At 65.0% G+C, this 25641-nt stretch carries 26 protein-coding genes; 15 read left to right on the top strand and 11 right to left on the bottom strand.

Annotated elements, in window-relative coordinates; genetic code table 11:
• Positions 1-8 precede the first annotated feature (8 nt).
• The 4 genes from IVB48_RS19010 to IVB48_RS19025 form a co-directional block, all read right to left on the bottom strand.
• Positions 9-1577, bottom strand: a complete 1569-nt coding sequence (locus IVB48_RS19010; protein ID WP_247401765.1) for a DUF4403 family protein — start codon at positions 1575-1577, stop codon at positions 9-11.
• A 57-nt stretch (positions 1578-1634) separates the two neighbouring features.
• Positions 1635-2285 carry a LysE family translocator gene (locus tag IVB48_RS19015; protein WP_247287954.1) on the bottom strand — a complete coding sequence of 217 codons (651 nt, stop codon included), beginning with the start codon at positions 2283-2285 and terminating at the stop codon, positions 1635-1637.
• A 216-nt stretch (positions 2286-2501) separates the two neighbouring features.
• On the bottom strand, positions 2502-3140 hold the full coding sequence (locus IVB48_RS19020; protein WP_247401771.1) for a PQQ-binding-like beta-propeller repeat protein: 639 nt from the start codon (positions 3138-3140) through the stop codon (positions 2502-2504).
• Positions 3141-3170: 30 nt separating this feature from the next.
• Positions 3171-4403: a helix-turn-helix domain-containing protein gene (locus IVB48_RS19025; protein ID WP_247401773.1), complete on the bottom strand. Its 1233-nt coding sequence runs from the start codon at positions 4401-4403 to the stop codon at positions 3171-3173.
• A 147-nt stretch (positions 4404-4550) separates the two neighbouring features.
• Between IVB48_RS19025 and IVB48_RS19030 the strand changes: the two genes are divergently transcribed.
• Both IVB48_RS19030 and IVB48_RS19035 read left to right on the top strand, forming a co-directional pair.
• On the top strand, positions 4551-5345 hold the full coding sequence (locus IVB48_RS19030; protein ID WP_247401774.1) for a DUF899 domain-containing protein: 795 nt from the start codon (positions 4551-4553) through the stop codon (positions 5343-5345).
• Complete coding sequence (locus IVB48_RS19035; RefSeq protein ID WP_247401776.1) at positions 5338-5631, top strand: hypothetical protein; 294 nt, start codon at positions 5338-5340, stop codon at positions 5629-5631. Before IVB48_RS19030 ends, IVB48_RS19035 begins: the two co-directional genes overlap by 8 nt.
• On the opposite strand, the gene IVB48_RS19040 is transcribed toward IVB48_RS19035, so the two are convergent.
• Together IVB48_RS19040 and IVB48_RS19045 are read right to left on the bottom strand one after the other, a co-directional pair.
• Positions 5607-6014, bottom strand: coding sequence for a c-type cytochrome (locus IVB48_RS19040; protein ID WP_247401778.1), 408 nt, complete (start codon positions 6012-6014; stop codon positions 5607-5609). The genes IVB48_RS19035 and IVB48_RS19040 overlap by 25 nt on opposite strands.
• Before the next feature lie 113 nt (positions 6015-6127).
• Positions 6128-6835: a L,D-transpeptidase gene (locus tag IVB48_RS19045; RefSeq protein WP_027570664.1), complete on the bottom strand. Its 708-nt coding sequence runs from the start codon at positions 6833-6835 to the stop codon at positions 6128-6130.
• Positions 6836-7108: 273 nt separating this feature from the next.
• Here IVB48_RS19045 and IVB48_RS19050 point away from each other — a divergent pair, with 273 nt between their 5' ends.
• The 3 genes from IVB48_RS19050 to IVB48_RS19060 all read left to right on the top strand — a co-directional run bounded on the left by IVB48_RS19050 (position 7109) and on the right by IVB48_RS19060 (position 9664).
• Positions 7109-8161, top strand: a complete 1053-nt coding sequence (locus IVB48_RS19050) for a glycosyltransferase family 1 protein (protein WP_247401793.1) — start codon at positions 7109-7111, stop codon at positions 8159-8161.
• Between the two features lie 34 nt (positions 8162-8195).
• On the top strand, positions 8196-8885 hold the full coding sequence (locus IVB48_RS19055; protein WP_247287963.1) for a methyltransferase domain-containing protein: 690 nt from the start codon (positions 8196-8198) through the stop codon (positions 8883-8885).
• Positions 8886-9004: 119 nt separating this feature from the next.
• The gene (locus IVB48_RS19060) at positions 9005-9664 is read left to right on the top strand and encodes a hypothetical protein (RefSeq protein ID WP_247401794.1); all 660 of its coding nucleotides are present in this window, start codon (positions 9005-9007) and stop codon (positions 9662-9664) included.
• Between the two features lie 146 nt (positions 9665-9810).
• On the opposite strand, the gene IVB48_RS19065 is transcribed toward IVB48_RS19060, so the two are convergent.
• A complete protein-coding gene (locus tag IVB48_RS19065; protein WP_247401797.1) occupies positions 9811-11475 on the bottom strand; it encodes an aminotransferase class III-fold pyridoxal phosphate-dependent enzyme in 1665 nt (554 codons plus the stop codon).
• A gap of 35 nt (positions 11476-11510) precedes the next feature.
• On the opposite strand from IVB48_RS19065, the gene asd reads away from it, so the two are divergent.
• Together asd and IVB48_RS19075 are read left to right on the top strand one after the other, a co-directional pair.
• The gene (gene asd, locus IVB48_RS19070) at positions 11511-12374 is read left to right on the top strand and encodes an archaetidylserine decarboxylase (protein ID WP_247401800.1); all 864 of its coding nucleotides are present in this window, start codon (positions 11511-11513) and stop codon (positions 12372-12374) included.
• A gap of 67 nt (positions 12375-12441) precedes the next feature.
• Positions 12442-13008 carry an NUDIX hydrolase gene (locus tag IVB48_RS19075; RefSeq protein WP_247401802.1) on the top strand — a complete coding sequence of 189 codons (567 nt, stop codon included), beginning with the start codon at positions 12442-12444 and terminating at the stop codon, positions 13006-13008.
• A gap of 157 nt (positions 13009-13165) precedes the next feature.
• Here IVB48_RS19075 and IVB48_RS19080 read toward each other — a convergent pair whose 3' ends face one another.
• Positions 13166-14629 carry a FecR domain-containing protein gene (locus IVB48_RS19080; protein WP_247403012.1) on the bottom strand — a complete coding sequence of 488 codons (1464 nt, stop codon included), beginning with the start codon at positions 14627-14629 and terminating at the stop codon, positions 13166-13168.
• A gap of 318 nt (positions 14630-14947) precedes the next feature.
• Entirely contained in the window at positions 14948-15721 is a 774-nt protein-coding gene (locus IVB48_RS19085; RefSeq protein ID WP_247401805.1) for a DUF2147 domain-containing protein, read from the bottom strand.
• 196 nt (positions 15722-15917) lie between these two features.
• Between IVB48_RS19085 and IVB48_RS19090 the strand changes: the two genes are divergently transcribed.
• The 8 genes from IVB48_RS19090 to IVB48_RS19125 all read left to right on the top strand — a co-directional run bounded on the left by IVB48_RS19090 (position 15918) and on the right by IVB48_RS19125 (position 24520).
• Positions 15918-16766: a DUF2147 domain-containing protein gene (locus IVB48_RS19090; protein ID WP_247401807.1), complete on the top strand. Its 849-nt coding sequence runs from the start codon at positions 15918-15920 to the stop codon at positions 16764-16766.
• 305 nt (positions 16767-17071) lie between these two features.
• Entirely contained in the window at positions 17072-18262 is a 1191-nt protein-coding gene (locus IVB48_RS19095) for an extensin family protein (RefSeq protein ID WP_247401808.1), read from the top strand.
• A 318-nt stretch (positions 18263-18580) separates the two neighbouring features.
• Positions 18581-19879, top strand: coding sequence for a M20 family metallopeptidase (locus IVB48_RS19100; RefSeq protein ID WP_247358616.1), 1299 nt, complete (start codon positions 18581-18583; stop codon positions 19877-19879).
• Positions 19876-20715 (top strand): ABC transporter permease subunit, encoded by an 840-nt coding sequence (locus IVB48_RS19105; protein ID WP_027570676.1) that lies wholly within the window; start codon positions 19876-19878, stop codon positions 20713-20715. Before IVB48_RS19100 ends, IVB48_RS19105 begins: the two co-directional genes overlap by 4 nt.
• Positions 20716-20744: 29 nt before the next feature.
• Complete coding sequence (locus tag IVB48_RS19110) at positions 20745-21752, top strand: aliphatic sulfonate ABC transporter substrate-binding protein (RefSeq protein ID WP_247401810.1); 1008 nt, start codon at positions 20745-20747, stop codon at positions 21750-21752.
• A gap of 62 nt (positions 21753-21814) precedes the next feature.
• The gene (locus IVB48_RS19115; protein WP_247401812.1) at positions 21815-23194 is read left to right on the top strand and encodes an amidase family protein; all 1380 of its coding nucleotides are present in this window, start codon (positions 21815-21817) and stop codon (positions 23192-23194) included.
• A 47-nt stretch (positions 23195-23241) separates the two neighbouring features.
• A complete protein-coding gene (locus tag IVB48_RS19120; protein ID WP_247401815.1) occupies positions 23242-23970 on the top strand; it encodes a Crp/Fnr family transcriptional regulator in 729 nt (242 codons plus the stop codon).
• A 232-nt stretch (positions 23971-24202) separates the two neighbouring features.
• The gene (locus tag IVB48_RS19125) at positions 24203-24520 is read left to right on the top strand and encodes an ester cyclase (protein ID WP_247403016.1); all 318 of its coding nucleotides are present in this window, start codon (positions 24203-24205) and stop codon (positions 24518-24520) included.
• 36 nt (positions 24521-24556) lie between these two features.
• Here the strand turns inward: IVB48_RS19125 and IVB48_RS19130 are convergent, their stop codons facing one another.
• Both IVB48_RS19130 and IVB48_RS19135 read right to left on the bottom strand, forming a co-directional pair.
• Positions 24557-24892 (bottom strand): DUF6665 family protein, encoded by a 336-nt coding sequence (locus tag IVB48_RS19130; protein WP_247401818.1) that lies wholly within the window; start codon positions 24890-24892, stop codon positions 24557-24559.
• A gap of 53 nt (positions 24893-24945) precedes the next feature.
• On the bottom strand, positions 24946-25581 hold the full coding sequence (locus IVB48_RS19135; protein WP_247401820.1) for a TetR/AcrR family transcriptional regulator: 636 nt from the start codon (positions 25579-25581) through the stop codon (positions 24946-24948).
• Positions 25582-25641: the final 60 nt, after the last annotated feature.

Genomic DNA, 25641 nt, shown 5'->3' on the forward strand with positions numbered 1-25641 from the left:
GGCGCGCGCTACATTCCCGACAGCTTGGTGACATACACATTGAGCGAGCCGCCGGCTTCGGCGACGATGCGCAGCGTCTTGGAATCGAAGGCGATGTCGGCGAGAGTGAGGCTGTCGATCTTGGCATCGACCTTGAGGCCGTCCTCGTTCTTCTGGTAGTCGGCGATCGCGGCCGCGATCTTCTCACGGGCGTTGGCGGCGATCGGCTTCAGATCGAGAGACGCCTTCTGCACCAGCGCCTGCTGCATCTGCGGCACGACCGCGCGCGCCGCCGCGCCGAGCAGGCCGAAGGCCGCCTCGGATTCCACCGCGAGCTGGATATCGGCGAGTCGCAGCGTCTGCTGCGCCTGGTCGAGCATCGGCCGGCCCCAGATATGCACGGTCGCCTCCGCGCCGAGACCGAGCCAGCTCTTCTTCTCCTTGGCGCGGACCAGGAGCGAGATCAGCAACCGCTCGCCCGACGGGACCACGTTGACGCTTTTCACGGTGACATCGACCGGACCGGAGCCGTCCTCGGGATAGGTGTGGCCGACCATCTGCGCCGCGATCAGTTTGTTGATCTCGGTGAAGGGCACGTCGATCGGCACGCCGATGTTCACGCCGGTGCCGGTCGGCGGCACGATCGAGATCTTGTCGGGGAACGGACAGTCCGGCTTGGACGGTGTCGAGATCACGCGCGTCTCGAGCTCGAGGCCAAGCAGCAGCGTCACGTTCTGTGCGTCGACGCGCGGCTGCGCCGCGATGGCGCGGTTCGGCTTCATCTCGAGCCAGAGCGGCGGCAGCGCCGCGGAAGACCCCGAGCCTTGCAGCGGAATCGAGCGGCAGGCCTTTGCCCATTGTAGCTTCGCATTCTCCCGCAGCGACGGATCGTTGCGGATGCGCTCGGAGACGATGTTGATCTGCTCGCCGACGTTCTTGTCGATCAGCGGCTTCACCTGCGCCGGCACGTTGACCTTGGCGCCGGCGACGTTGAGGTTGGTGTCGCCGAGATTGACCTGGGCGCCGAGATTGGGCTCGAGATGCCAGTTCGCGGCGAGCTTCGGGCGCGAGGTGATGACCACGTTACCCTTGATCTCGGCGCTGGCATTCAGGTTCTTGATGTTGACCGCGCCGATTCGTTTCGCCGCGTCACCGCCGAGCACGCCGCTGAGCGCGTCGCCGAGCGCGCCGGTGGCCTTCGAGGACAGCGATCCCGTCACGTTCAGCTTGCCGCTGAGTGGCGTCGAGATCGTCAGCACGTCCTTGTCGCCGGCAGCCGCCATCGGCCCGCGTACGGCGGACCAGCCGATGTCGGCGTTCTCCAGGATCTGCGAGATCGGGTTCTCGGCCTTCCCCGCGAAATTACGCGGCGCGGCCTTCTCGGCCTGCTCGCGGATCGCCGACACCGCGATGGCGACCGGTGCGATCACGATCGAGCTCTTGGAGGCCGGCGGCAGCGGCGGCAGTTGCGCGACCGGAGGCGCGGAATTGGTCGCGCGCGGCGACAGCCAGTCCATCGCCTTCAGGCTGATGAAGAACGACGCCGCGAGCACCGCGATGGCGATCAGGATAGTCTTCAAGTTCAGCGTTAGTCGCATCAATCCCCCAGGCCGCCCGGAGCGGAAGTCTACAGGGCAGGCGAGGAGGGCGCTAGCCTAGCGCGTGGGCGCCGGGGCGCTACGATCAACGAAAAGCAACCCTGCAATGGCCAGCATGACAGCGCCAAGGATGCCTTCTTGTAGCTTGGCAAACCAGGCGTTGCGGGAAAGCCAGCCGCCAATGCTGGAAGCGCCAGCGGCGATGCCGACATAGACGACGCAGCCAAGGGTCTTCGAGACTACTGCAAGAATCAACAGTTGTTCCCAGACCGGACCAACAGTGTGATCAGTGAATTGGGGCAGGAACGCCGTCATAAACAGGAAGACCTTCGGGTTGAGCAGGTTCGTAGTGAAGCCCTGTATGAAAGCAGCTCGGTGTGCGCCTGCCGGCGCCGCGCGTGCTGTATTCTTATCGAGGCGAATACTCCGCCAAAAAGCGCGAACACCAAGGTATGCTAGGTAAGCCGCACCGAGCAATCTCACGGCGGAGAACAGTTCCGGTGAATGCTGGAAGATTTCGGCGAGACCTAGAACAACAAGCGGTATTTGGATGAATCCGGCAAAGAATGTCCCCAAGACGCTCATGAAGGCAGCTCTAAAGCCTTGCGTCATGCCGCGCGTCAGCGTCAACATCATGTCCGGACCTGGAGTAATGTTCAGCACCAGCGATGCAAGGGTGAACGCGAGCAGAACGTGAGCGTTGAACATAGAAAGGGATACCGTGAAAAGGAATGAGCAGTATGAGATAAGTAGTGCGGAGGCCGACTGTCAATCCATTCATCGGTTCAACCCGCATTGGGGCGAGCGTCTTTCGTACGCCCCTTAGGAATGTGGCTAGGCACTCACGTCCGCATGATCGCAGCGAGCGCAACAGCCAAGTGTCGGCAAGCCATCTTGAATAAAGCTGTGGGGCCCATCCTGAGATTAGCCGCGCCGGGGACGGCGGACGGCTCTCACATTACCGCGATTTCCCCCGCCGCAGAACAAGTGATCGCCGCCGTCGGACTCGAGCCCTGAGACCATGGTACCTGAAGGCAGGTCGAGCTGCTCCAGCACCTTGCCCGTCTCGGCGTCGATCCGCCTGATGTCGCTGTCCTCGCCTTCCCAGGTGCCGTGCCAGAGCTCGCCGTCGACCCAGGTCACGCCGGTGACGAAGCGCTTGCTTTCGATGGTGCGGAGAATTTTTCCCGTCTGGGGATCGACCTGATGGATCTTGCGTTCCCGATACTGTCCGACCCAGAGCGAGCCCTCGGCCCAAGCCAATCCAGAGTCGCCGCCGCCGCCGGGTGCGGGGATGGTGGCGAGCACCTTGCCGGTCGCAGCGTCAATCTTCTGGATGCGGTCCTCGGCGATCTGGAACAGGTGACGGCCGTCGAACGCCGTTCCCGCATGCGCGGCGACATCGATGGAGCGGGTGATCTTGCCATCGGCCGGATCGACCGCGTTCAATCTGTCGCCGGACGCGAACCAGACATGGGTGCCGTCATAGGTGACGCCGTGCACGGCTTCGACGCCCGCAAAGGGCCCGTATTCCCTGACGATCTCGGCGGCTGAACGTTTCATCTGCGCGGTCCCTGTGGCGTGAATCCCACCTTACGTCTTCAGGAGCGGTCCGGGGAGTAACAAGCCTGTCGGGAAACCCGGGACGGGCGGCGTCATCCAGCGCCGCGCCCGTCCGTGTCCGAAGGACTGCACCTTGTTCGATCGCGCTAGCTCTTCGAGGGCCCGCTGCACGGTGCGCGCGCTCGTTCCCAGCGCCAGCGCGAGCGCCGAGCTCGACCAGGGCTCGCCGTCGGAAAGGAAGGCGAGCACATTGGCGTGCTTCTCCTCGACGGGCCGTGCGAGGACGAGAACGTCGCGCGTCTTGCTCGCTGTATTGCGCGGCGTCAGCGCAAATCCTTGTCTGGTCGCGCGGACATCGGCGAGAGGCTCGAGCTTGGTGCGGAGGCGCCCGATTTCGACACGCAGGCGGGCGCGATGCGATTCATCGACGTGCCTTGCCTGAAACGCTCCCGTGATCAACGCTTCCCGCGAGACGTCCGCGGGCCAGGCCTGCGCCAGGATGCGGGCGAGCGCGAACAGCACCGGCCGCCTTCCGAGCGGCACGAGGATGCCTCGTCTGCGAACCGCGTGATGGAACGTGTCCACCACGAGCGCCTCCGATGTCGCGAGGTCCTCGACCTCCTCGAGCCGCAACGGCCGTTCGTGCCCGCGCGTGATCAGGCGCGCTGCGGGCGTGTCGAGCACGTGGCTCGCGCTTTCGACCTCGGCTGCAAGCGCTGGAATGCCGGCCTGCCGTGCTGCGCTCGCCGCGCGCCCGAGCGCCGCGCGCGCGTCTTTGGTTCGGAGCCGCCTGATGGCGATCCCGGCGATCACGAGCTCACGGGCGACCTGCGAAGCCGGGGACAGCGGCGTGGAGTTGATATCGGCCAGCGTGCGTTCGGCGTCATCGAGGCGCCCGAGAAGGAGAAGTCGGCGCGCCTCGATGTGACCCGCATGGGCGGCGTTGGCGAGGTCACCGTGGCTTGCGAGCGTCGCTCGCGCGGCCGCGAGCGTGTTGGCCGGCCAATTCAGGTCGCGCGAGACGAGTGCGATCTCGGCCTCCGCCACCACGCACCTGGCCCGCGCCACCGCCTCTCTCGGGCCGAAGGCGCGTGCGGCGCTGCGCAGCAATGTCTTTGCCTTTGCGAGATCGCCGAGCTGCGCCATCGCGATACCGCGCAGCGCCAGCGAAGGTGCATCGTTGCGCAGTGCGACGCGGTTCAGCGCGCCCAGCGGATCGCCGGCTTGGAGCGCGCGGGCCGCCGCCGTGATCAGCGACTCCATTCAAATCCCGCCACACTTGTTACTCCCACCACGCAACCGTCCGGTGCGAGAGATCGTTGACGGCCGACAATGTGCGGCGAGGGACGAGCGGTTCCGGATCTCGCATCGCGAGATACGGAACGGCCGCCCGGGAAAAATTGGAGAGCCATGATGACATCTGCTGACAACGCAGGAAACAACGGACAGGCCGCCATGCAAACACCGCCGGTGGTGTCGCCGCAGGACTGGGAGGCCGCCCGTCAGCAACTGCTCGTAAAGGAAAAGGCGCATACCCGTGCCCGCGACGCCCTGGCCGCCGAGCGCCGGCGCATGCCGTGGATGGAAGTGACGAAAACCTATGCTTTCGAGGGGCCCGGCGGCAAGGTCAGTCTGCACGACCTGTTTCAGGGCCGACGGCAACTGATCGTCTACCGCGCCTTCTTCGAGCCGGGCGTGTTCGGCTGGCCGGATCATGCCTGCCGCGGCTGCTCCATGGTGGCCGACCAGGTCGCCCATGTCGCGCATCTGAATGCCCGCGACACCACGCTGGTGTTCGCCTCGCGCGCACCGCAGGCCGATATCATCAGGCTGAAGCAGCGGATGGGCTGGACCATACCATGGGTCACCGTCACCGACAGTTTCGATGCCGATTTCGGCGTCGACGAATGGCACGGGACCAACGTGTTCTTCCGCGATGGCGACCGCATCTTCCGCACCTACTTCGTCAAGAGCCGCGGCGACGAGCAGATGGGCGGCACCTGGAATTACCTCGACATCACGCCGCTGGGACGGCAGGAGGTCTGGGAAGATTCGCCGAAGGGCTATCCGCAAACGCCGACCTACAAATGGTGGAACTGGCACGACAGCTACACCGAAGGTGCGGCACCCGACAAGAAATGGGTCGAGATCTCGACCGCCGGCGAGAAGGCTTTTCGCGAGGAGGCCGCGGAAGGACGTGACTAGTCCCGTCAGCGCAACTGTCGGCGCGAGCCGCAACGGCGTGGTGGCCGCGCGCCACCTCGCCAGATGGCTGGGGCTGGCGGCGACCCCGACCTTCGCCATCATGGCCGTGCTGACGGCCATGCTCGATGGCCCGGCCGACATGCTGTGCGGCTCCGGACATGGGGCGATGCTCGGAGGGATGGTGCCGATGTATCTCTTGATGAGCGCCTTTCACTCGGCGGCATGGCTGAGGTTGATTGCAGAGCGGTGGGGCCGGTGGCTCTACTGCGAAGCCGCCTGCAAATAGGCAACGATCTTGCCCGCTTCCTCCGCCGAGACGCCGCCATAGGGCTGCATCTTGTTGCCGGATACGACTTCGTCCGGCTTGACCATGAAGCGGGTTAGTTTGTCCTGGTCCCAGACGAAGCCGGCTTCCTTCATCGACGAGGAATAGTTGTAGTTCGGCAGCGAGCCGGCCTTGCGTCCAACGATCTTATTGAGGTTGGGGCCCAGACGATTGTCGCCCTCCTTCACCGAGTGGCAGGTGCGGCAGGAATTGTTGAAGGCCTGCTGGGCTGCGTCGTCGCTGGCCGGCTGCTGTGCGAGCGAGGGCGCGGACAGCAGCAGCGTCAGTGCGCCGGCGATCGCGCGGAGCCAAGTGCCTTGCGGCGATTGCGGACGTGATTGCATTCGCGCCTCCATCGGGGATCGCGCCGCAGCACGCGCGCGCATCGGGATGCCGAGGGCAAACGAAGACGGCCCCGGTGGGTTCCGGGGCCGTTTGCGTCACAATGTCCTGTCGCTTACCGCGTCGCGGCGCCGAGATCCGCGCGGCGTTCCGTCATCGGCAGCACGATCACCTTGGTGCCGACGTTGACGCGGGAGTAGAGGTCCGCGACGTCGTCATTGGTCAGGCGGATGCAGCCGGAGGAGACGTGCTTGCCAATGGTGTCGGGCGCGTTGGTGCCGTGGATGCGGTAGATGGTGCCGCCGAGATACATGGCGCGGGCGCCGAGCGGATTGCCGGGGCCGCCGGCCATATGGCGCGGCAGATAGGGCTGGCGGGCGATCATTTCCGGCGGCGGGGTCCAATCCGGCCACTCGGCCTTCTTGGTCACCGACTGGGTACCGGACCAGGTGAAGCCGTCGCGGCCGACGCCGATGCCGTAGCGCATCGCCTGGCCGTTACCGAGCACGAGATAGAGGTAGGTGTTGGGTGTATCGATGATGATGGTGCCCGGCGCCTCACGCGTCGCGTAGGAGACGGTCTGGCGGCGGAAGCGGGCCGGCGTTTCGACGGCGTCCTGATCTTCGGACGGCGCGGCCTGATAGGGCGTGGCTTGATAGGGCTGATACGGCTGCGGCGCCGCGATCGGCGGCAGCGGCTGGAAGAACGGGAAGAGCTGCACGGGCGCGGCCTTTGCCGGGCCGGCGAACGCGATCGCGGTCACAGCCACTGCACCAAACGCAACGGCGCGCGAATAAGTCTTCAACGTCTCCAGATTGATCATTGGTCGCCCCTGTTTGCGCCGTGTTTCTTGGTCGCCCGGCACCGTTTCGGTGCTCTGTTGCCTAGATCACTAACGACAAGAAGTTTCGGGACGTTTGCGCGGAAAACCGAAAACGGTTTCATGGCGGAAAGGATTGTTTCATGACGGTTTCGTGGCTGAGCGGACCCGTTAACGAACAAAACAGCGGGCCGACACTTCCATGACGTCACACGCCTGAAATATCCGTGGTTGATGGTCCTAAGCCGAGAATCATAAAAATCTCGGGATTTCCCCATGCGGGTATTAATCGCGACTGACGCCTGGCATCCGCAGGTCAACGGTGTGGTGCGGACGCTGACCTCGCTGGCTGGCGCGGCCAAGGCATTGGATGTCGAGATCGACTTCCTGACGCCGGACGGCTTTCGGTCATGGCCGTTGCCGACCTATCCGGGGCTGCGCGTTGCGCTGCCGAGCGGCAAGGAGATTGCGCGGCGGATCGAGAAGGCGGCGCCGGAAGCCCTGCACATTGCAACCGAAGGGCCGATCGGTTGGGCGGCGCGGGCGTATTGCCGCCGCAACCGGCTCGCCTTCACCACCTCCTACACGACGCGGTTTCCGGAATATGTCTCGGTGCGAACCGGCATTCCCGCGAGCGTTGGTTATGCCGTGCTGCGCCACTTCCACGATGCCGCCGCGATGACGATGGTCGCGACGCCCTCGCTGCGGCAGGAGCTCTCCGAGCGCGGCTTCAAGCGGCTCGGCTTCTGGACCCGCGGCGTCAACACCGAGCTGTTCCATCCCGACAGTCCGGCCAAGCTCGATCTGCCCGGGCCGATCTTCATGACAATGGGCCGCGTGGCGGTGGAGAAGAACCTGGAAGCGTTCCTCTCGCTCGACCTGCCCGGCACCAGGGTCGTCGTCGGTGACGGCCCGCAGAAGGCCGCGCTCGAAAAGAAATATCCCGATGTGGTCTTCCTCGGCGAGAAGAAGGGCGCCGATCTGACCGCGCATCTCGCCGCCGCCGACGTGTTCGTATTTCCGAGCCTGACCGACACCTTTGGTGTCGTGCAGTTGGAGGCGCTCGCCTGCGGCACGCCCGTGGCGGCGTTCCCGGTGACTGGTCCCAAGGACGTCATCGCCGATCATCCGATCGGCGCGATCGACCACAATCTGCGGGCCGCGTGTCTGCGCGCACTCACCATGTTGCGCCAGACTTGCCGCAATTTCGCGCTGGAGCGCTCCTGGGAAAACAGCGCGCGCCAATTCGTCGGCAACCTCACTTCACTTCAGCCCAGTCGTGCCTTGCGCGCCTCGCCGATCATGGCGCGGCGGCCGGTGCGCGGTTGACCCCAACGTTTCGACCACAGCGAGAACCTCATCGATGGCTAAGATCATGAACCTTGACGGCACACAGCAGCTCGACCTCACCCGTGGCACGGTCGAGCAGGCCTATGACCGCTGGGCGCCGGTCTACGACCTCGTGTTCGGAGGCGTGTTCGCCAAAGGCCGGCAGGCCGCGATCGCGGCCACCAACAAGATCGGCGGCCGGGTGCTCGAGGTCGGCGTCGGCACCGGCATCTCGCTGCCGCTCTACGCGCCGCATCTGCGCATCTTCGGCACCGACATCTCGGAGGCGATGCTCGACAAGGCGCGCCAGCGCGTCGCCGAGGGCGGCCTAGAGCACGTCGAGGGCCTCGCGGTGATGGATGCCGAGAAGCTCGAATTCCCCGACAATTCCTTCGACGTCGTGATGGCGCAATACGTCGTCACCGCCGTGCCGAATCCGGAAGTCGCGCTGGACGAATTCGCCCGCGTGCTGCGTCCGGGCGGCGAGTTGATCATCCTCACCCGCGTCAGCGCCGATACCGGCATGCGCCGCTTCATCGAGCAGAAGTTGCAGCCGGTGGTGCGTCCGCTCGGCTTCCGCACCGCCGAGTTCGCCTGGTCGCGTTACGCCAAATGGCTCGCCGGCGCCGACGGCATCGAGCTCGCCGAGCGCCGCCTGATTCCGCCGCTCGGTCATTTCTCGCTGGTGCGCTTCCGCAAGATCGACGTCGCAAAAGCGGCGTAACCCAAGCTCACGCGTGCGTCACCGCGTCGCTGCACATCGTCACATGACAAAATGATGATGTCACACGGCCTACATCGAATCTCTGTAAATCCTGAACCCGAAAGCATTTGGGGGAGAGCATGATCAAGAACTATCTCGAGCAGCTGCGGATCCAGCGCTGGGACGACCATCGCTACTATCACCACAGCCGCATCAATCAGAGCCTGCATTTCGTGAGCGCGCTGAGCTTCCTGTTCGCCTATGTCTGGCTGTTCATCGATCCCATGATCTCGGCGCTGGTCGGCTGGCTGGTCTCGATGACCTCGCGCCAGGCGGGTCACTTCTTCTTCGAGCCGCACGGCTACGACCAGATCAACCAGGCGACGCACGAGCACAAGGAAGAGATCAAGGTCGGCTACAATCTTCGGCGCAAGGTGGTGCTGATGTCGATCTGGGCGCTGTCGCCGGTGGTGCTGCTGGTCGACCCCACGCTGTTCGGACTGTTCACGCCCTGGGCGGGCGCGACCGATTTCATGCGGCAGGTCGCCAAGGTCTGGCTCGTCGTCGGCGGCGGCGGTCTGATGTTCCGCACGGTGCACCTGTTCTTCATTCGCGACGTCGAGACCGGCCTCGTCTGGATGACGAAGATCCTGACCGACCCCTTCCACGATCTGATGCTCTACCGCAACGCGCCGCTGGCGCTGATGCGCGGCGAGCTGATGGACCCCGGCCTGCACCTCAACCCCGAGCACACGCTGGGCCTGATCGGCGAGCCCCCGCTCGAAGAGCAGCACGCCTGAGCGCCGCGATCTCACCAAGGCTTCCGATGTCTGGTGGTTGCGTCATGCCCGGGCTCGTCCCGGGCATCCACGTCTTGCGGCTTTCGCGCGGAAGCGCGTGGATGGCCGGGACGGGCTCGGCAATGACGGCATTGGCGGATTTGGCCTCAGCGCCGGAAGCGCTTGGCGAGCATCTCTTTCAGGATCTGCCGCTTGATGGTCTTGTTGGTGAGGACGCCATCGTGCCACCAGAAGCCGTCGGCTTTCATTTTCTCGGCCGCGCGGACGAAACGCTCGGCGACCTCGGTGAAATCGGCATCTGTGTAGTTGAGGCTGAAGATCAGCCGGCCAGTGCCGACCCAGCTCAAGGACAGGCCTTCGGCGCGAAGGTAGTATTGCAGCATCCAGTTGTAGCGGGATGGCGTGGTGTATTTCACCGTCCAGATCGAGGAGAAGTTGGCGAACCGCACCGGCAGGTCCGCGCCCTCCATCATCCGGTTGAGCTTTTGCGCGCGCTCGTTCCAGGTCTCGTCCAACCCGTCATAGACGGCGCGGAAGTTCGGGCTGGCGAGCCGGCTCAGAAATTCGTCCATCGCCGTCATGACGTAGGGGTGCGAGTTGAAGGTGCCGCGGGCGAAGCAAACGTCGGCGGGGCGATCGTCGCGGAAGCGGCGCATCAGCTCGCGTCGGCCGCAGACCACGCCGACCGGCAGGCCGCCGGCGAGGCTCTTGCCGTAGGTCACCATGTCGGCCTTGATGCCAAAATACTCCTGGGCGCCGCCTGCGGCGAGGCGGAAGCCGACGAAGACCTCGTCGAAGATCAGCACGATGCCGCGTTGGTCGCAGACCTCGCGCAGCTTCTTGAGCCATTCGGTGTAGGCGCCGCGGTCGAAATTGCCGCCACGGGACGAGTCGACCAGTGCGGAATCGCCGGGCGCGTTGCCGTTCGGATGCAGCCCCTGCAGCGGGTTGACCAGCACGCAGGCAATGTCCTTGCGCGTCCGCAGCACATGCAGCGTCTTCTCCGACATCTCGGCCAGGGTGTAGGTCTCGTGCGCGGGAATCGGATTGCCGACGCCGGGCTGCACGTCGCCCCACCAGCCGTGATAGGCGCCGGCGAAGCGGACCAGATGGGTGCGCCTGGTGTGATAGCGCGCGAGCCGCACCGCCTGCATCACGGCTTCGGTGCCGGACATATGAAAGGACACTTCGTCGAGGCCCGAGATCTGGCAGAGCCGCGCCACGTTCTCGAGGATGACGGGATGGTAGGGGCCGAGCACCGGTCCGAGCGCGTGCGCGCGCTTCTCGGATCCCTCGATGCATTCCTTGTAGAAGTCGTTGCCGAAGATGTTGACGCCGTAGGACCCCGTGAGGTCGTAAGAGGTGTTGCCGTCGACATCCGTGACGGTGACGCCGCACGACGACTCCACGAAGGTCGAGGTGCCCAGATGCTCGCGAACGAGGCGCGAGAACTGGAACGGCACGCGGTAGCTCTCGGTGAAGTGCAGGTCGGAGATCTTCTCCGCCGCCTCCCTCGTCATCGCGCGGCCCTTGGGGTAGCGCTCGGCGTAGAGACGCGCGAGACGGAAGAAGCCGTCATTGCGCTGCGTTGCGACGTTCGCCGGCGCGCCGTCGCAGGCAAAATACGCATCGCCTTCGAATTCGTAGAACGGGAGCAGCCTCGCCACCCGGCGCGACATCTTGGAATGTCCCGCGAGCGAGCGGTGCTTGGCGCGGGACAATTCGAGCCGCGCCTTGATTTTCGGGAAGGCGGCGGCAGCGGACGCTGCGGCGGCCACGGATAAAGAAAGAATCGGGAGTGTCGTTTCCATGACAACAAGCGCTAATACTGCGAGCTGACAGATTCATGACAGTCAAAGCCCTCATCGCCTCTTTCACCCAGCAGGAAGACCTCAACTTCCTGTTGACCAACCGCATCCCCCGCGCCGCGCTGACCCGCTTCATGGGCTGGTTCTCCAAGATCGAGAATCCGCTGGTGCGGGACGGCTCCATCGCGCTGTGGAAGCTGTTCTCCGACCTCGATCTGTCGGAGGCGCGCAAGACCCATTTCAGGAGTCTGCACGACTGCTTCACCCGGGAGCTCAAGCCCGGCTTGCGGCCCTTTGATCCGGACCCCTCCATTGTCGCCAGTCCGTCCGACGGCATCGTCGGCGCCCATGGCCGGATCGCCGACACCGAGCTGTTCCAGGTCAAGGGCGCGCCGTACTCGCTGCTCGATTTGCTCGGAGACTCCGTGCTGGTCGACCAGCACCGCAACGGCTCCTTCGTCACGCTGCGGCTGACCTCGAGCATGTATCACCGCTTCCACGCGCCCTTTGACGCGCATATCGAACGCGTCACGCTGATCCATGGCGATGTCTGGAACGTCAACCCGATCGCGCTGAAGCGGGTCGAGCGTCTGTTTTGCAAGAACGAGCGCGCGGTGATCCGCACGCATTTGCCGACGGGCGAAGCCGTGACGCTGGTACCGGTCGCCGCGATCCTGGTCGCGAGCATCCGTCTGCACTTCCTCGACATGGTGCTGAATGCGCAGACCAGGGGGCCGGTCAATTTTCCCTGCGACGTCAACGTGAGCAAGGGCGAGGAGCTCGGCTGGTTCGAGCATGGCTCGACCATCATCATCCTCGCGCCCGGCGATTTCACCTTCTGCGACGGCATCGCCGAAGGCACGCGCATCCGCGCAGGTCAAGCGTTGCTGAGAAAAAACTAGCCTTCAATCCGCCGCGTCGGCCGCCTATATCGTTCGTGGGGACGTTTCTGCGACGACGGATTGGGTGATGGCACGGGCGCCGGTCATGGCGGCGGGTGGTATTGTGCTGCGGCGAGGTGCGCCGCCGCTGATTGCCGTCGTGCGCCAGCGCAAGCGCAACGAATGGGTCTTGCCCAAGGGCAAGCTCGACGACGGCGAAACGCCGAAGCAAGCCGCGCACCGCGAAGTGCTGGAAGAGACCGGCCACGACGTCACCATCCACGAATTTTTGGGCACACTCGTCTACCAGTCGGGCGGACGTTCAAAGGTCGTGCATTTTTGGCGCATGGAGGCCGGGGACGGTCCGGTCCGCAAGCTGATGAACGACATCAAGGCCATCGACTGGCTGACGCTGGAAGACGCGCTCGGGCGCCTGTCGCGCGAGGACGAGCGCGTGTTCCTGACCCAGGTTGGCCCGATCGCGCTCGCGGCCGCTGGGCTTGCGCCGGGGGATGCCGACGTCAGATCGCCGCTCGCGACCGAGGATGTCGATGCAGCCTTGCAGGCGCTGACGCCAGCCGAAGCGGCTTCGGTCGGCGAGTTGCGGCACGGTCTGTTGCAGAAGGTGAAGGCCTGGCTGCGCGGTGAGGCGTGAGTTTTCTTCACCTCGCCCCGCGTTGACGGTGCACCCTCTCCCACAAGGGGGCGAGGGGTGTCTCTCCACGCGCGAAGCTGTCGCAATGGATTCGCGGTGAGAACCCCTCATCTGGCGCTTCGCGCCACCTTCTCCCACAAGGGGAGAAGGAAGAAAGTCATCGCCGCTCCTTCTCCTTCGGAACTGGCGCTGGCCTTCGCGGCGCTACGGGACGTTGCGCGGCGGGGAGGCGCTGCTGGAATCCGCCCGGGCGCTGCATGCCCGGAGGTTGAGCGGCGGGCGGCTGCCCCGGCTGCATGCCGGTGCGCGGAAGTTGCGGCTGCACGTGGGGCTGCTGCTGCGTTCCGGCCGGCTGCTGCGGCGCGACTCCGCCGGGCTGCGTCGGAATCTGTCCACCGCGCTGCGGCTGGTTTTGTGGCCTGCCGTCAGGCTGCGTGCCTTGACCGGCGCGCGGTAGGCCTGCCGGACGTCCCGCGCCTTGCTTCTGGCCTTGTTGCTGCTGACCTTGACCCACGCGCGGCGTACCGGGCTGCACGGCGCCGCCTTGGCCCGGCGCTTGGCCCTGCCGCTGCGGCGGCTGGCTGCCTTGACGGCCTGGCGTGCCTGGCTGTTGCTGCCCCGGACGGTTGTTCTGACCGGGCTGACCGTTCGGCCGCTGGGGCTGTTGCGGCTGTTGTCCTGGCGCCGTGTTTGGCCGCAATTGTTGCTGTTGCGGCGGCTGGAACGGCCGCGGAATGCGCGGGCTCGCGGTCGGATTGGCGCGGCGGAAGTCGCGCTGCTCGGTGACGATCTGCCGGCCCGTGGTCTGCGCCAGATGCACCTGGCTGACGAAGCCGCGGTCGCGCGCAATCTGCTGTGGTGCGATCGTGATCGGCACCGCGGCAAAGCGCATGACCCCGGCCGCGGCCGCGCCCGGCCGGATCGCAAAACCGCTCGCGCCTTGCGTCAGCGCGCCGAGCCGCGTCCCGCTCGTGCGGTCGTCGACGTCGATGTGTCCGACCCGGCCGTCGGCGTCGGGATAGAGCTTGATCTTGACGTTGTTGGTCTTGTTCGCGGCCGCGCCTTCCGGCACGTCGACGACGCCCGTGGTGCCGCGGATGCCCAGCGTCGCCGTCGGCGTCGTGATCTTCATGTTGCCGGTCTTTGCCACCGCCGCCGCGACGAAGGCGCCCGTGCCCTTGCCGATGTCAAAGATGCCTGCGTTCTGCTTGCCGCCGTCCTCATAGACGTAAGTGTCGATGGTGACTTTTGCGCTGGCCGAGAGGTTGAACGTGGTCGCGTCGTTGAAGGTGATGCCGAGCGATGAGTTCGACGAAGTCTGCACGACGTCGTTGAGAAAGATGTCGTCGCGCACGCGCAGCGGATAGGAATTTTTGTCGCGGATCACGGTCGCGATGCCCGTCACCGTCGCGACGTTGCCGATCGGCTCGACGGCGGCGGGCTGCGCGTCGGTCGGGGGAGCGGGTGAAGCCGATGGCGTCGGCGAGGGGGCGGGCGACGGTTGCGCTTCTGGCTGCGCCTGCGCAAGCTCGATCGCATCGGATGCGAACGCAACGCTCGCCCCGGCCGGCGGCAACGCCAGCAGCGCAAGCGCGAACATGAAGCGGCGCCAGGCCACGATAAAAGTCACGAAGAGGTCCCGGTGAGAAACGCGAGGCGAGATCGACCGATATCATCCTGATGCAGGTGAACGGCGGATGAATGTCTATCGCACGTGGGCGGTGAAGGTTCAAACCCAACTCTTTCCCCTCATGGTGAGGAGCGCGCCCTTGCGCGCGTCTCGAACCATGCAGGCCCGCTCGCGATCCCGGGCCTCGCCCCTTCGAGACGCCTGCTTCGCAGGCTCCTCAGGGTGAGGGGATAAACTGAGACTGTCGCGCATGATCCCGGGTCGATGCTTCGCATCGCCCGGGATGACGATAGACTAGGACGATGGTGGTCAGCTCACGCGCTTCCAGGTCTGGCCGCCGCAGAACATGCCGCCGAAGGCGCAACCCTGCACACGCATCGCATTCGGGCCCTTCATCGCGATCGTCGAGTCGTAATTGCGGCCGGAGTCGGGATCGTGGATGCGCCCGCTCCACTTCGCGCCGTCGGGCTTCATGTTGATCAGGATGCGCTCATTGGTCTTCGCGGCGTAGCCGCAGAGATTGACGCCGCACTGTTCGACGCGGACATTGCCCTTGTTCTCTTCGGTGGCCCAGACGCCGATCGGCGTGTTGGCAACCGCAACAGGCGCGGCGGCGACCGGAGCCGGAGCGGGGGCCGGAGCAACCGCGACGGGCGCGGGCGCAGCGGCGGGCGCGGTCTGCGTCGTGGCGTCGTAGCCGGTGGACGGAGCAGCGGCAACCGTCGTGCTCGGTGCCGCGATAGCGGGCGCTGCCGGCGCGGTCGCCTGCACCGGGGCCTGCTGCACGGGCTGCTGCACCGGAGCCGGCGCCGGCTGCGCGGTCGTGGCCGGAGCCGGCGTGGTGTCGACGTCGTCGTCCTTGGAGCTGGAGCCAAGGCCCTTGAGGTTGATGTTGTTCAGCTTGATCGGCTTGTCCGACAAGCCCGGCGCCACGATGGTCACGCAGTTGAGCGAGGCGCAGTTGCGCGGCGTCTCGATGCGGATGTTCTGGCCTTCGATCTGGAACGAGATCGCATTGCCGGCATGCGCGGCGGCGGTGGACGCGAGGAAGAGAGCGGTGGCGGCGATGGTGAGCTTGTTCATGACAACCTCCGAAGAATGTGTGGGTCCCGATGGGACTGAAGTCGCGGGTGGATGAAAGCGTGGTTCGACCCTACGCCGGGCTGGTCGGGCGTTCTGTGATAGACGTCACAACGGCTCTCCTCTGCTGGGTGAGGCAGCGCACATTCAGCCGCGATTCCATCTGTGTAACGTCGTCGCCACACAGAGGGAGGCGCCGATGATGCGGCTTGTGACTTCGCTTGGCACCTTGATCGCGCTGATGGCGATTGCGCCCGCAGCCGAGGCCGGATCCTACGCGTTCTCGATCGGCGGTCATCGATTCCAGGTCGAGTCGCCCAGGAATTGCCGATCGGCTTCCTGTGTCGCGGTTTCCTCCCATCGCAGCTTTCGGCCGGACGTCGATACGACACCGGCGCCGACGCCGGTGCTACCGCCGCCGCAGCCGCTCTATCCCGTGGCTGCGGTCAGGCCGGCGCCAGCCATTGCGGTCGCGCCTCCACCGGCGCCGGCGGCGCCTGTCCTTGCCTCGACGACGTCGCAGCCAGTTGTCCTGCCGCCGGCGCCAAGCTCCAATCCGCCACGGGTCGAGCTACCGCGGATGGATCCGCCGAAGACCGTCGCGCTCGATCCGCCGCGCATGGAGGCACCCGTCGTTGCGCCGAGGCCGGTGCTCGAGCAGGCGGTGACGAGCCCTGAGCGCAGCGACGACGAACTCGCCTATTTGCCGCTCGGCGAATGGGAGAGCGCAGGCGCCAAGGGCACGGTTCGCATCGAACGCTGCGGACCGGCACTGTGCGGCTTCGCGCTGACGGAAGCATCGACCAGGGGCGAAAGCGTGCTCGTCAACATGAAACCGAAAACGCACGACGTCTGGACCGGCAACATCTACAGCCGCTCCAGCGGCAGCACCTATTATGCGACGATGACGCTGAAGGGCTCCGGCAAGCTCCACGTCGAAGCCTGCGCACTGGGCCATTTCTGGTGTTCCGGCAACGACTGGACGCGAGCCGAAGAGCGGCCGGAGAAGCTGATCACGACGTCGCGGCAGTGGAGCGCGCCGTCGTAAGGGACGCGTTCGATACCTCCGGCTGAAGCCGCTAGATCATGCCGAGCACGATGGCACCGACAAAGGCCATGGCGAGGTACGCGGTGATAACGCTCAATCTCCCGGCGAACGTCATGAGGTCGCTCCCGCTGTCGCGCCGCCTTGCGCGAGAGGATCATGGTTAACAGAGAGTCTCTTTTCGAAAAAGTCAGCCTTGCTGTCGCTCGTCGGGGCAGGGGCCGCTGCTCGCGCGAGCTGACATGGTTAAAGAACACTGAAATCAACACGTTGAAGAGTCTTTAAGTAAATTCACCGAACGTGCGTGCATGACGCGCGGAGTTCGTTTGTATCTCGTCGGCTCCATCGTCCTTGTTTCGTTAGCGGGTTGCGGACGCGGCGTCTTCCAGGCCGAACGTGAACCGTGGCGGGCCGAGGCCGAAGCCGCATGCCTGAAATCAGGCGCGGTGAAAGAAGGGCCGGATCTCGTCCGAATCGACCCGATCTCCGGGCCGGGCATGTGCGGAGCCGAGTTTCCGCTCAAGGTCGCCGCCCTCGGCGAAGGCTCGAGCAGCTACGGCTTTGCCGATGAGGATTTGCGACCGCCCGGGAGCATCGGCAACCAGCCGCGCTGGCCGGTGACGCAGCCGCGATCGAATTACCCGCAGAGCCAGAACTATCCGCAACGCTCGAACTATCCCGAGAGCGCGGTGCGTCAGCCGTCCGGCTATGGCGCTTCCCCTGGTCCAATGCCTCTGAACGCGCCGGGCGTGGCGCAGCAGGAGGACGAGATCGACCTGCCGCCCGAGGGCACCGATGCCGCGGGCGCGTCGCGCTACATGAATGCGCCGAGCTATCCGGCGCGGCCGGCGCCTTACTCGCAGGCGCCCGCGCAGCAACCGCCGCCGCGTCTTGGTCCGGCACAGGGCAATCCCGTCACCGCCGTCGGCCCTGTTGCGATCAAGCCGGTTGCGACGCTGGCCTGTCCGATCGTGTCCGAGCTCGACCGCTGGCTTGCCGACACCGTGCAGCCCTCGGCGATGCGCTGGTTCGGCACCCGCGTCGCGGAGATCAAGCAGATCTCCGCCTATTCCTGCCGCGGCATGAACGGCAATTCGCATGCCCATATTTCCGAGCACGCCTTCGGCAATGCGCTCGACATCGCCGCCTTCGTGCTCGCCGACGGCCGCCGCGTCACCGTGAAGGATGGCTGGCGCGGCATGCCGGAAGAGCAGGGATTCCTGCGCGACGTGCAGTCGGGCGCCTGCGTGCATTTCACCACGGTGCTGGCGCCGGGCTCGAACGTCTATCATTACGATCACATCCACGTCGATCTGATGCGCCGCGCCAGCCGCCGCCTGATCTGCCAGCCCGCCGCCGTCTCCGGCGAAGAGGTTGCCGCGCGAGCGGGCGGGCGCAATCCCTATGCGAATGCGCGCGATCCCTCCGTGACCGGCTCGCTGGGGACGCGCAAGAGCATGGCGCGAAAGCACGAAGAGGACGAGTACGCCGACGACTGAGGATTGCGCGTGGCCCGTAGCCTGGATTACGGGCAGCGCAATAGGGAAGGTGTTCCCGCATTCCGCTTCGCTGGATGCGGGCTACGATCCCACGCCGGCCGGCTTCGCGCTGACCCCAGCCTGTTCAGCCGGCGTCGCGTCTTCGGCAGAGCGCATCTCGGGCGCAAAAATTTGCGCACGCGCAAATCTCGCCTAAGCCATTGAAGTCAGAAAGACAATTGTGCTGCCGCGGGCTTTTTCGGCAGTTGGCACGGTCGCTGCAATGAGGAAGCTGCCACGAAGCGGCGCTGCCGGCGCCGTGAGCCAGCGGATCCCGTCATGCAGATGCCTGTCACCCCTCCTTATTCGGATCTCGAACAGCGCGTGCTGTCGCGCATCACGGAGGAGCGCTGGCTTGAGCTCGCGTCCGAGCTGATCCGCACCGGCCAGCCCCGTTCCGGCAATCCGCTGGATCCCGATTTGCCGCCTGCCGAGGAAGAGGCGATCTCGATGCTGGTCGCGGGCAAGCTCGAAGCGCTCGGTATGGAGGTCACCAAGCACAGCGCGCAGCCGCACCGGCCGAACGTGCTGGGCGTGCTCAAGGGACGGGACGGCGCGCCTTCGCTCATTCTCAACGACCATCTCGACACCTATCCGGCCGTCGAGCCCGAGAAATGGCACATGACGGATTTCGATCCGTTCAAGGCGACGCGCCACGGCGATCTGCTCTATGCGCGCGGCACGTCCGACACGCGCGGCAACCTCGCTGCATCGTTGCTCGCAGTGCAGGCCTTGACCGAAGCGGGTGTGAAGTTCGATGGCACCCTGATGTGCTGCTACACCGTCGATGAAGAGCGGAACGGCACCGAAGGCTCCATCTACATGCTGAACAAGGTCGGCCTGACCGCCGACTACGAGATCACCGCCGAGCCGACCGCCTGGGGCGACGTCAACAAGGACTGGGGCATGAACCTGTCGGTGGCCAATTCCGGCCACTGCCTGATCGAGCTTACCGTTCACGGGATCAAGTCGCACATCTGGCGACCGGACATCAGCGTCAACGCCATCATGGAAGCGGCAAAGCTGTTGCCGAAACTGAAGGACATGGCGTTCACGCATATCCCCAGCAAGTTCATGGGACATACGCCGCCCTGCTGCGCCGTGGTGCGCATTCGGTCCGGCCTGCCTGGCGAGATGCAGTTCTCGCCGGATGCCTGCACCATCACACTCGCCGTGGTCGGCATCGTGCCCGGCATGACGCTGTCGAGCGTGATTGCGGACATCGAGCGTCTCGGACGGGACACTTTTGCCGGCGTGAACGACGTCAAGGTGGAGGTGCGCCAGGTGCCCGGCTCGCTGTTCGTCAACGCGACCGAACCGGTGCCGGTCGAGGAGGAGCCCTGCCGCTCCCTGCGCGCGGTTTACCGGCGTCTGATGGGCCGCGAGCCCGGGGTCAACCGCAAGAACGCCTTCAATGACACGATCCGCTTCCGCGAAGCCGGCATCAATGCGGTGACGTTCGGTCCCGGAGAAGACGGCTGGGCCGTCGACAACGAGAACATCTCGATCACCAAGTCGGTGATGGCGACGCGGATCTACGCGCTGACCATCATGCAGATCCTGGGAGTGCGGACATGAGCGTCGAGGCGACCCACATGACGATTCCAATCTCGCCGGATCGCACGCGACGCGGCAGCTTGCGGCTGCGGCTTCCGAAGGTCTCGCGATCGGTGCTGCTCTCGACGTTGACCGTCGCCGTGCTGCTGGCCGGCTGGGCCATTGTCACGGAGAGAGGCTGGGCCAACGAGCTGTTCCTGCCGAAGCCGCAGGCGGTTTGGGCCGCGTTCGTCAAGACGATGACGAAGGGATATCAGGGCGCGACCCTGCTTCAGCATCTCGGCGCAAGCCTCTATCGCATCCTCACCGCCTTCACGCTGGCCTGCTTGATCGGCATTCCGCTCGGTGTCCTCATGGGCGTGTCGCGCAACGCACGCGCGCTGCTCAATCCGTTGATCGAGTTCTACCGGCCATTGCCGCCGCTCGGACTTTATACGCTGCTGGTGATGTGGCTCGGCATCGGTGAGAGCTCGAAGCTGTCGCTGCTGTTTCTTGCCGGTCTTCCGGGCATCGTCATCTCGACGATCCAGGCCGTCACCAGCGTGGACCCGGTCTATGTGCGCGCCGCCCAGTCGCTCGGCGCGACCCGGCGACACCTGCTGTTTCACGTCTATTTGCCGGCGGCGGGACCGCTGATTCTGGCCGGCATGCGCATCTCGCTCGGATTCACCTACACCGTTCTCGTCGCCGCCGAAATCGTCGCGGCATCCGCCGGCATCGGCTGGATGATCTGGGACGCCGCAAAATTCCTGCTGTCCGACGTCGTGATCATGGGGCTGATCGTGCTCGGTCTCACCGGCGTCGTGCTCGACCTCATGATGCGCGGCATCGCGAAACTGTTGATGCCGTGGGCCTGAATCCAATTCTGATCGTAAGGGAGACCTCCATGAAGAGACTGATTGCGACGCTCGCGGTTACCACGTTGGCGCTCACGGGTGCAGTCCGCGCCGAGGACAAGCCGGCGAAGGTGACCGTCGGCTATCTGAACCTCGTCAACGCGCAGCTGGTCACCAAGCATCTTGGCCTGCTCGCCAAGGAGATGCCGGGCGTCGACATCAAATACGTCAAGATCGGCGGCGGTGGCGACATGCTGCGCGCGATCGCTGGCAACGACGTCGATTTCGGCGGCCTCGGCAACCCGCCGACCGCGATCGGCGCGACGCGCGCCCTGCCGATCAAAGGCATCCTGGTGATCAACATGCTCGACTACGTCGAGTCGATGGTGGTTCGCGCCGACAAGAACATCACCTCGCTCAAGGACCTCAAGGGCAAGACCGTGGCGGCGCCGTTCGGCTCAACGACGCACTACCTCCTGCTCCAGGCGCTCAAGGACGAGGGTGTCGATCCCGCCTCGATGAAGATCCTGGACCTGGCGCCGTCGGACATCGCGGCGGCCTGGCTTCGCGGCGACATCGACGCGGCCTGGTTCTGGGAGCCGAATCTCGGCAAGGCTGTGAAGAACGGCGGCAAGATCCTCGTCACCTCGGGCGAGATGGCCAAGCGCGGCTACCCGACCTGGGACATCGGCGTCGTCATGAACGCGTTCGCGGAGAAGTATCCGTCCTACGTCGACAAGTTCATCAAGGCCGAATGCGAAGGCATCGACTTCTGGCTGAAGAACCCGGAGAAGACCGCCGAAATCATCGCGGAAGAGCTTTCGCTGCCCATCGAGGACGCGCAGCGAATGATGAAGGGCACCGGGATGATCCCCTGCAACAAGCAGCTCACGGAGGAGTATCTCGGCACATCCGCGAAAAAGGGCAAGTTCGTCGACACGCTGATCTCGACCGCCGATTTCTTGGTGAAGCAGGAGCGCCTGCCGAAGCTGCTGCCGCGCGCCGACTTCGAAGCCTTCATCCAGCCCGCCTATCTGGAGAAGGTGATCGGCCGCTAGGATCGGCGCCGGCGTGTCTGCCTCGCCGGCACATTGCCAATTCCCGCAAGCACGTGACCGATATGAATCTCGCACCTGGCCATCTCCGTGCCGCCTATCGCAGCGGTGAGCTCAAGCCGTCCGATGTCGCCGCCCATGTGTTGTCGCGCCTTGACGACGCCGACCAGAGCGGCGTCTGGATCTCGACGGCAAATCCAGACGGCGTCATGGCGAAGGCCCGCGCGCTCGATGCGCGCATTGGCGAGATCGGCGAGCTGCCGCTCTACGGCCTCGTGTTCTCAGTCAAGGATTGTATCGACGTCGCCGGCGAGCAGACCACCTCGGCCTGCCCGGAATTCGCCTACATCGCGAAAGACACCAGCCCGGTCGTCGCCGACGCCATCGCCGCCGGCGCGTTCTATCTCGGCAAGACCAATATGGATCAGTTCGCGACCGGCCTCGTTGGCGTGCGCTCGCCCTATGGCATCGCCCGCAACCCGCATAACCCCGACTACATCCCGGGCGGCTCGAGCTCGGGCGCCGCGGTATCGGTCGCGACGGGCACCTCATCCTTTGCGTTCGGCACCGATACCGGCGGATCGGGCAGGGTGCCGGCGTCCTATTGTGGCGTGACCGGCTTCAAGCCGGCGCCCGGCGCCTTCAGTCAGCGCGGCATGGTCTACGCGTGCCGTAGTTTTGATACCATCTCGCTCTATACGCGCGACCCCCGCGATGGCCACGAGATCTATCGCGTGTTGGCGCGGTGCGATGCCGGGGACTGCTTTTCACCGGAAGCTTTCGCCGGATGGACGGAGCAGGCTCCTCCAGCGCGGCCGCTCAACATCGCAACGCCGCGTCCGGATCAGCTCAGGTTCTTCGGCAATGCGGAGACGGAGGCGCTGTTCGGCGATGGGCTGCGCAAGCTGCGGCAACTCGATCTGTCGGTGGCGTCGGTCGATTTCTCGCCGTTCATTTCGGTCAACGATCTGATGTTCTTCGGACCCTTCCTCGCCGAACGGGACGTCTCGGTCGGCGCATTCCTCGACGCCAACCCGGACGCGGGCGTGAAGATCGTGCGCGACCTCGTCATCGGCAGCCGGAAGTTCACGGCGGCCGACGCTTATCGCGCGCTCTACAAGGTCAAGGAGGTCCAGCGGTCGCTGCGCGATTTCTGGCAAGTTCACGACGCGCTGGTCGTGCCGACGGTCGGCACCGTGCTGAGCATCGACGACGTCGCGCGCGATCCGCTGACGGCCAACTTCAACAACGGCTATTACACCAACTACGCAAACCCGCTGGGCCTGGCCGCCATCGCCGTTCCGAACGCCGTCACCGCAGCCGGCGTGCCCTATGGCGTCACGTTCCTGGCGCCGGCTGGCCGGGAGCGTCTGCTCACCGATCTGGCCTGCGCTTTCGTGGAGGCTTCAGTCGGGCCCGACCATCTGCGCCGCGTTGCAATCTGAGCGGAGACCTCCTAGCCTTCGAGCCGTCACTCGAAGGGAGACCGATCGTGGAGCGCAGCGATGCGCATGAGGTGGCCGATCCCGCTGAGCCGCGCGCCGAACTGTCACGGCCCGGGACCGGACGTTATGTGCTGAAGGCGTTGGACAAGCCCGATCTGGAACTGGTGATGCGAACCGGCCGGCTCGCGACCTACCAGAACCGCGAATATCTGCTGCGGGAGGGCGAGCCCGCAAACGGCGTCCACATCATCCTGAACGGAATCGTCGAAAGCACCCATGCCGGCACGCAGGGGCGCGAATTGATGCTGTCGACCTGGGAGGCAGGCGACTTCGTCGGGGCGCCCTATATCCTCGGCGATCACCGCCACAGCTGGTCGGCCCGCGCGCTTGGGCGCGTCGAGGCACTGCATCTCGACCAGGACGCGGTCCGCCGGTTGATCGCGCAGTCGCCGTCGTTCGCAGTCGCGCTGATCGAGTGTCTCGGCTTCAAGGGCGAGACCTATTCGATGCTGGCGCAGACGCTGGCGGGACAGAAGGCGGCGGAACGGTTGGTGCTGCTGCTGGTGAAGCTGTGCGAGAACGCGGCCCAGGACGAGAGCGGCCCGATCTCGCTCGGCCGCATCACGCAGGTCAATCTCGCGCGCATGATCGGTGCGACGCGCCAGTCGATCAGCCTGATCCTCAGCCGCCTCCAGGACGACGGCATCATCTGGACTGGCCCGACCAAGATGGTCGTCAACGATCTCGCTGCGCTCCGCAAGCAGGTGACCGACTAGGCGTGTAGTCATAAAGGTCAGCTCACCGCGCAACGGAAGTCTCCCGCCTTGAGCATGATGAGCGGCTTGTGACCCGAAGCAGACCATCCCTACGAGTCGATGCAGGAGGCTGCCGACTGGCTGATATTAGGAGAACGGAAATGGAAGAAAACAAGCGTCTTATGGAGCGGTTCGTCGAGTTCATCAACACCGCGAGCGAGAAGCTCGCTGACGACTAATCTCTCCGAAAGCAATATTTCACGTTCCCGGTCGTCCCGAGCCGGTAGTCGGACCTGCAGGATACATCGAGATCATCGGAATGATGCGCGGCGGTTTTCCCGACATCCAGTGGACTCTAGAGGAAACGATCGCCGAAGGAGACAATGTTGCGGCACGCTTCACCATGAGAGGCACCCATGGCGGGAGCTTCTTCGGTGTTCCGCCTACTGGAAAGAAAATCGCGGTGCAGGCGATGAACTTCTATCGCTGGTCCAACGGACAGATCATCGGCGAACGTGGGCAGCCCGACTTGTTGGGATTGTTGCAACAGATCGGCGCCGCGCCGATGTGATGAGCTTGGGCTCGACCGGCGTCGTAGAAAATCAATTCAGGTCGACTTCGACCGTGCCGGGACTAGCCCCATGCACAGCTGCACCTCGGCCGGGACATTGTAGGTCCGCATGATGTGGCGGCTGTCGCGCAAGCCTGATGCCTCTCGCTGCACCACGAACATCCAGAGCGCGTGGCCGGCTTCCATCACCAGCTTGCGCCTGGCCGGCTGCATCGCGGCCGGCACTTCCGAGCTTGCGTGAGCGGCGTCAAACTCGCGCAAGCGCGCGAGCGCCTGTTCGAGCGTGCGGCCCATTCGTCCAAGCGCGGAGGCCTGTTCCTGGACAATCTCGTAATGGAGGATATCGACGGGCGGGCGGAGATCACGGGTCATGAGCCCAAATATAATGCTCCCGGAACGGCCTGCAACGCAGGCCCGGCTTGCCGCTACTTCGCCCGATAAGCCGCTAGGAACATCCGCGTCGCGCTGTCGACGACCTCGCTCATGCGTTCTTCCGACGGTGCGGGCGCGGCCTGGAAGACGAAGGGCAGGAAGAGCGAGGCCTTGCACAGTTCCATGAACTGCGACGCCGCCAGATCGCAATCGTCGATCGCGAGATCGCCGGAGGCGACATGGGTGTTGAGATAGTCGGAGAGGCGGTTGATGGATTTGTCCAGCACGCGCGCATAATAGCGGCGGCCGAGATCGGGCATGCGCTCGGCGATCGCCATCACGGTACGGATCGCCGATCCGCCGCCGGGCCGGCACAGCAAACGGTTGTAGGCCCGGCCGAAATCCTTCAGCGTGGTTTCAACATCGCGTGCCGGATCGAAATTGAACGCGACCTGCCCATGCTGGAGCGCCTCCTGCTCGAGGATGGCTTCGAACAGCGCGCATTTGTCGGCGAAGTAGACGTAAAGCGTGCCTTTGGAGACCTGCGCCGCGCGGGCGATCTCGCCCATGCTGGCACCGTCAAACCCGAGATCCATGAACACCTTGCGGGCCCCGTCCAGGATCTGGCGGCGTTTGGAGCTGTCCTCCTCCTGGATGACGTGCAGATGTTCGCGGCCGGCTACAACCATTGGTTCAGGGTCTCGCAAAGTTTTTGCTTCGGTCGAGGGTCATGAAACCGAAATAAAGGA

This window comes from Bradyrhizobium sp. 76 (genome assembly GCF_023073025.1).
GTDB lineage: Bacteria > Pseudomonadota > Alphaproteobacteria > Rhizobiales > Xanthobacteraceae > Bradyrhizobium.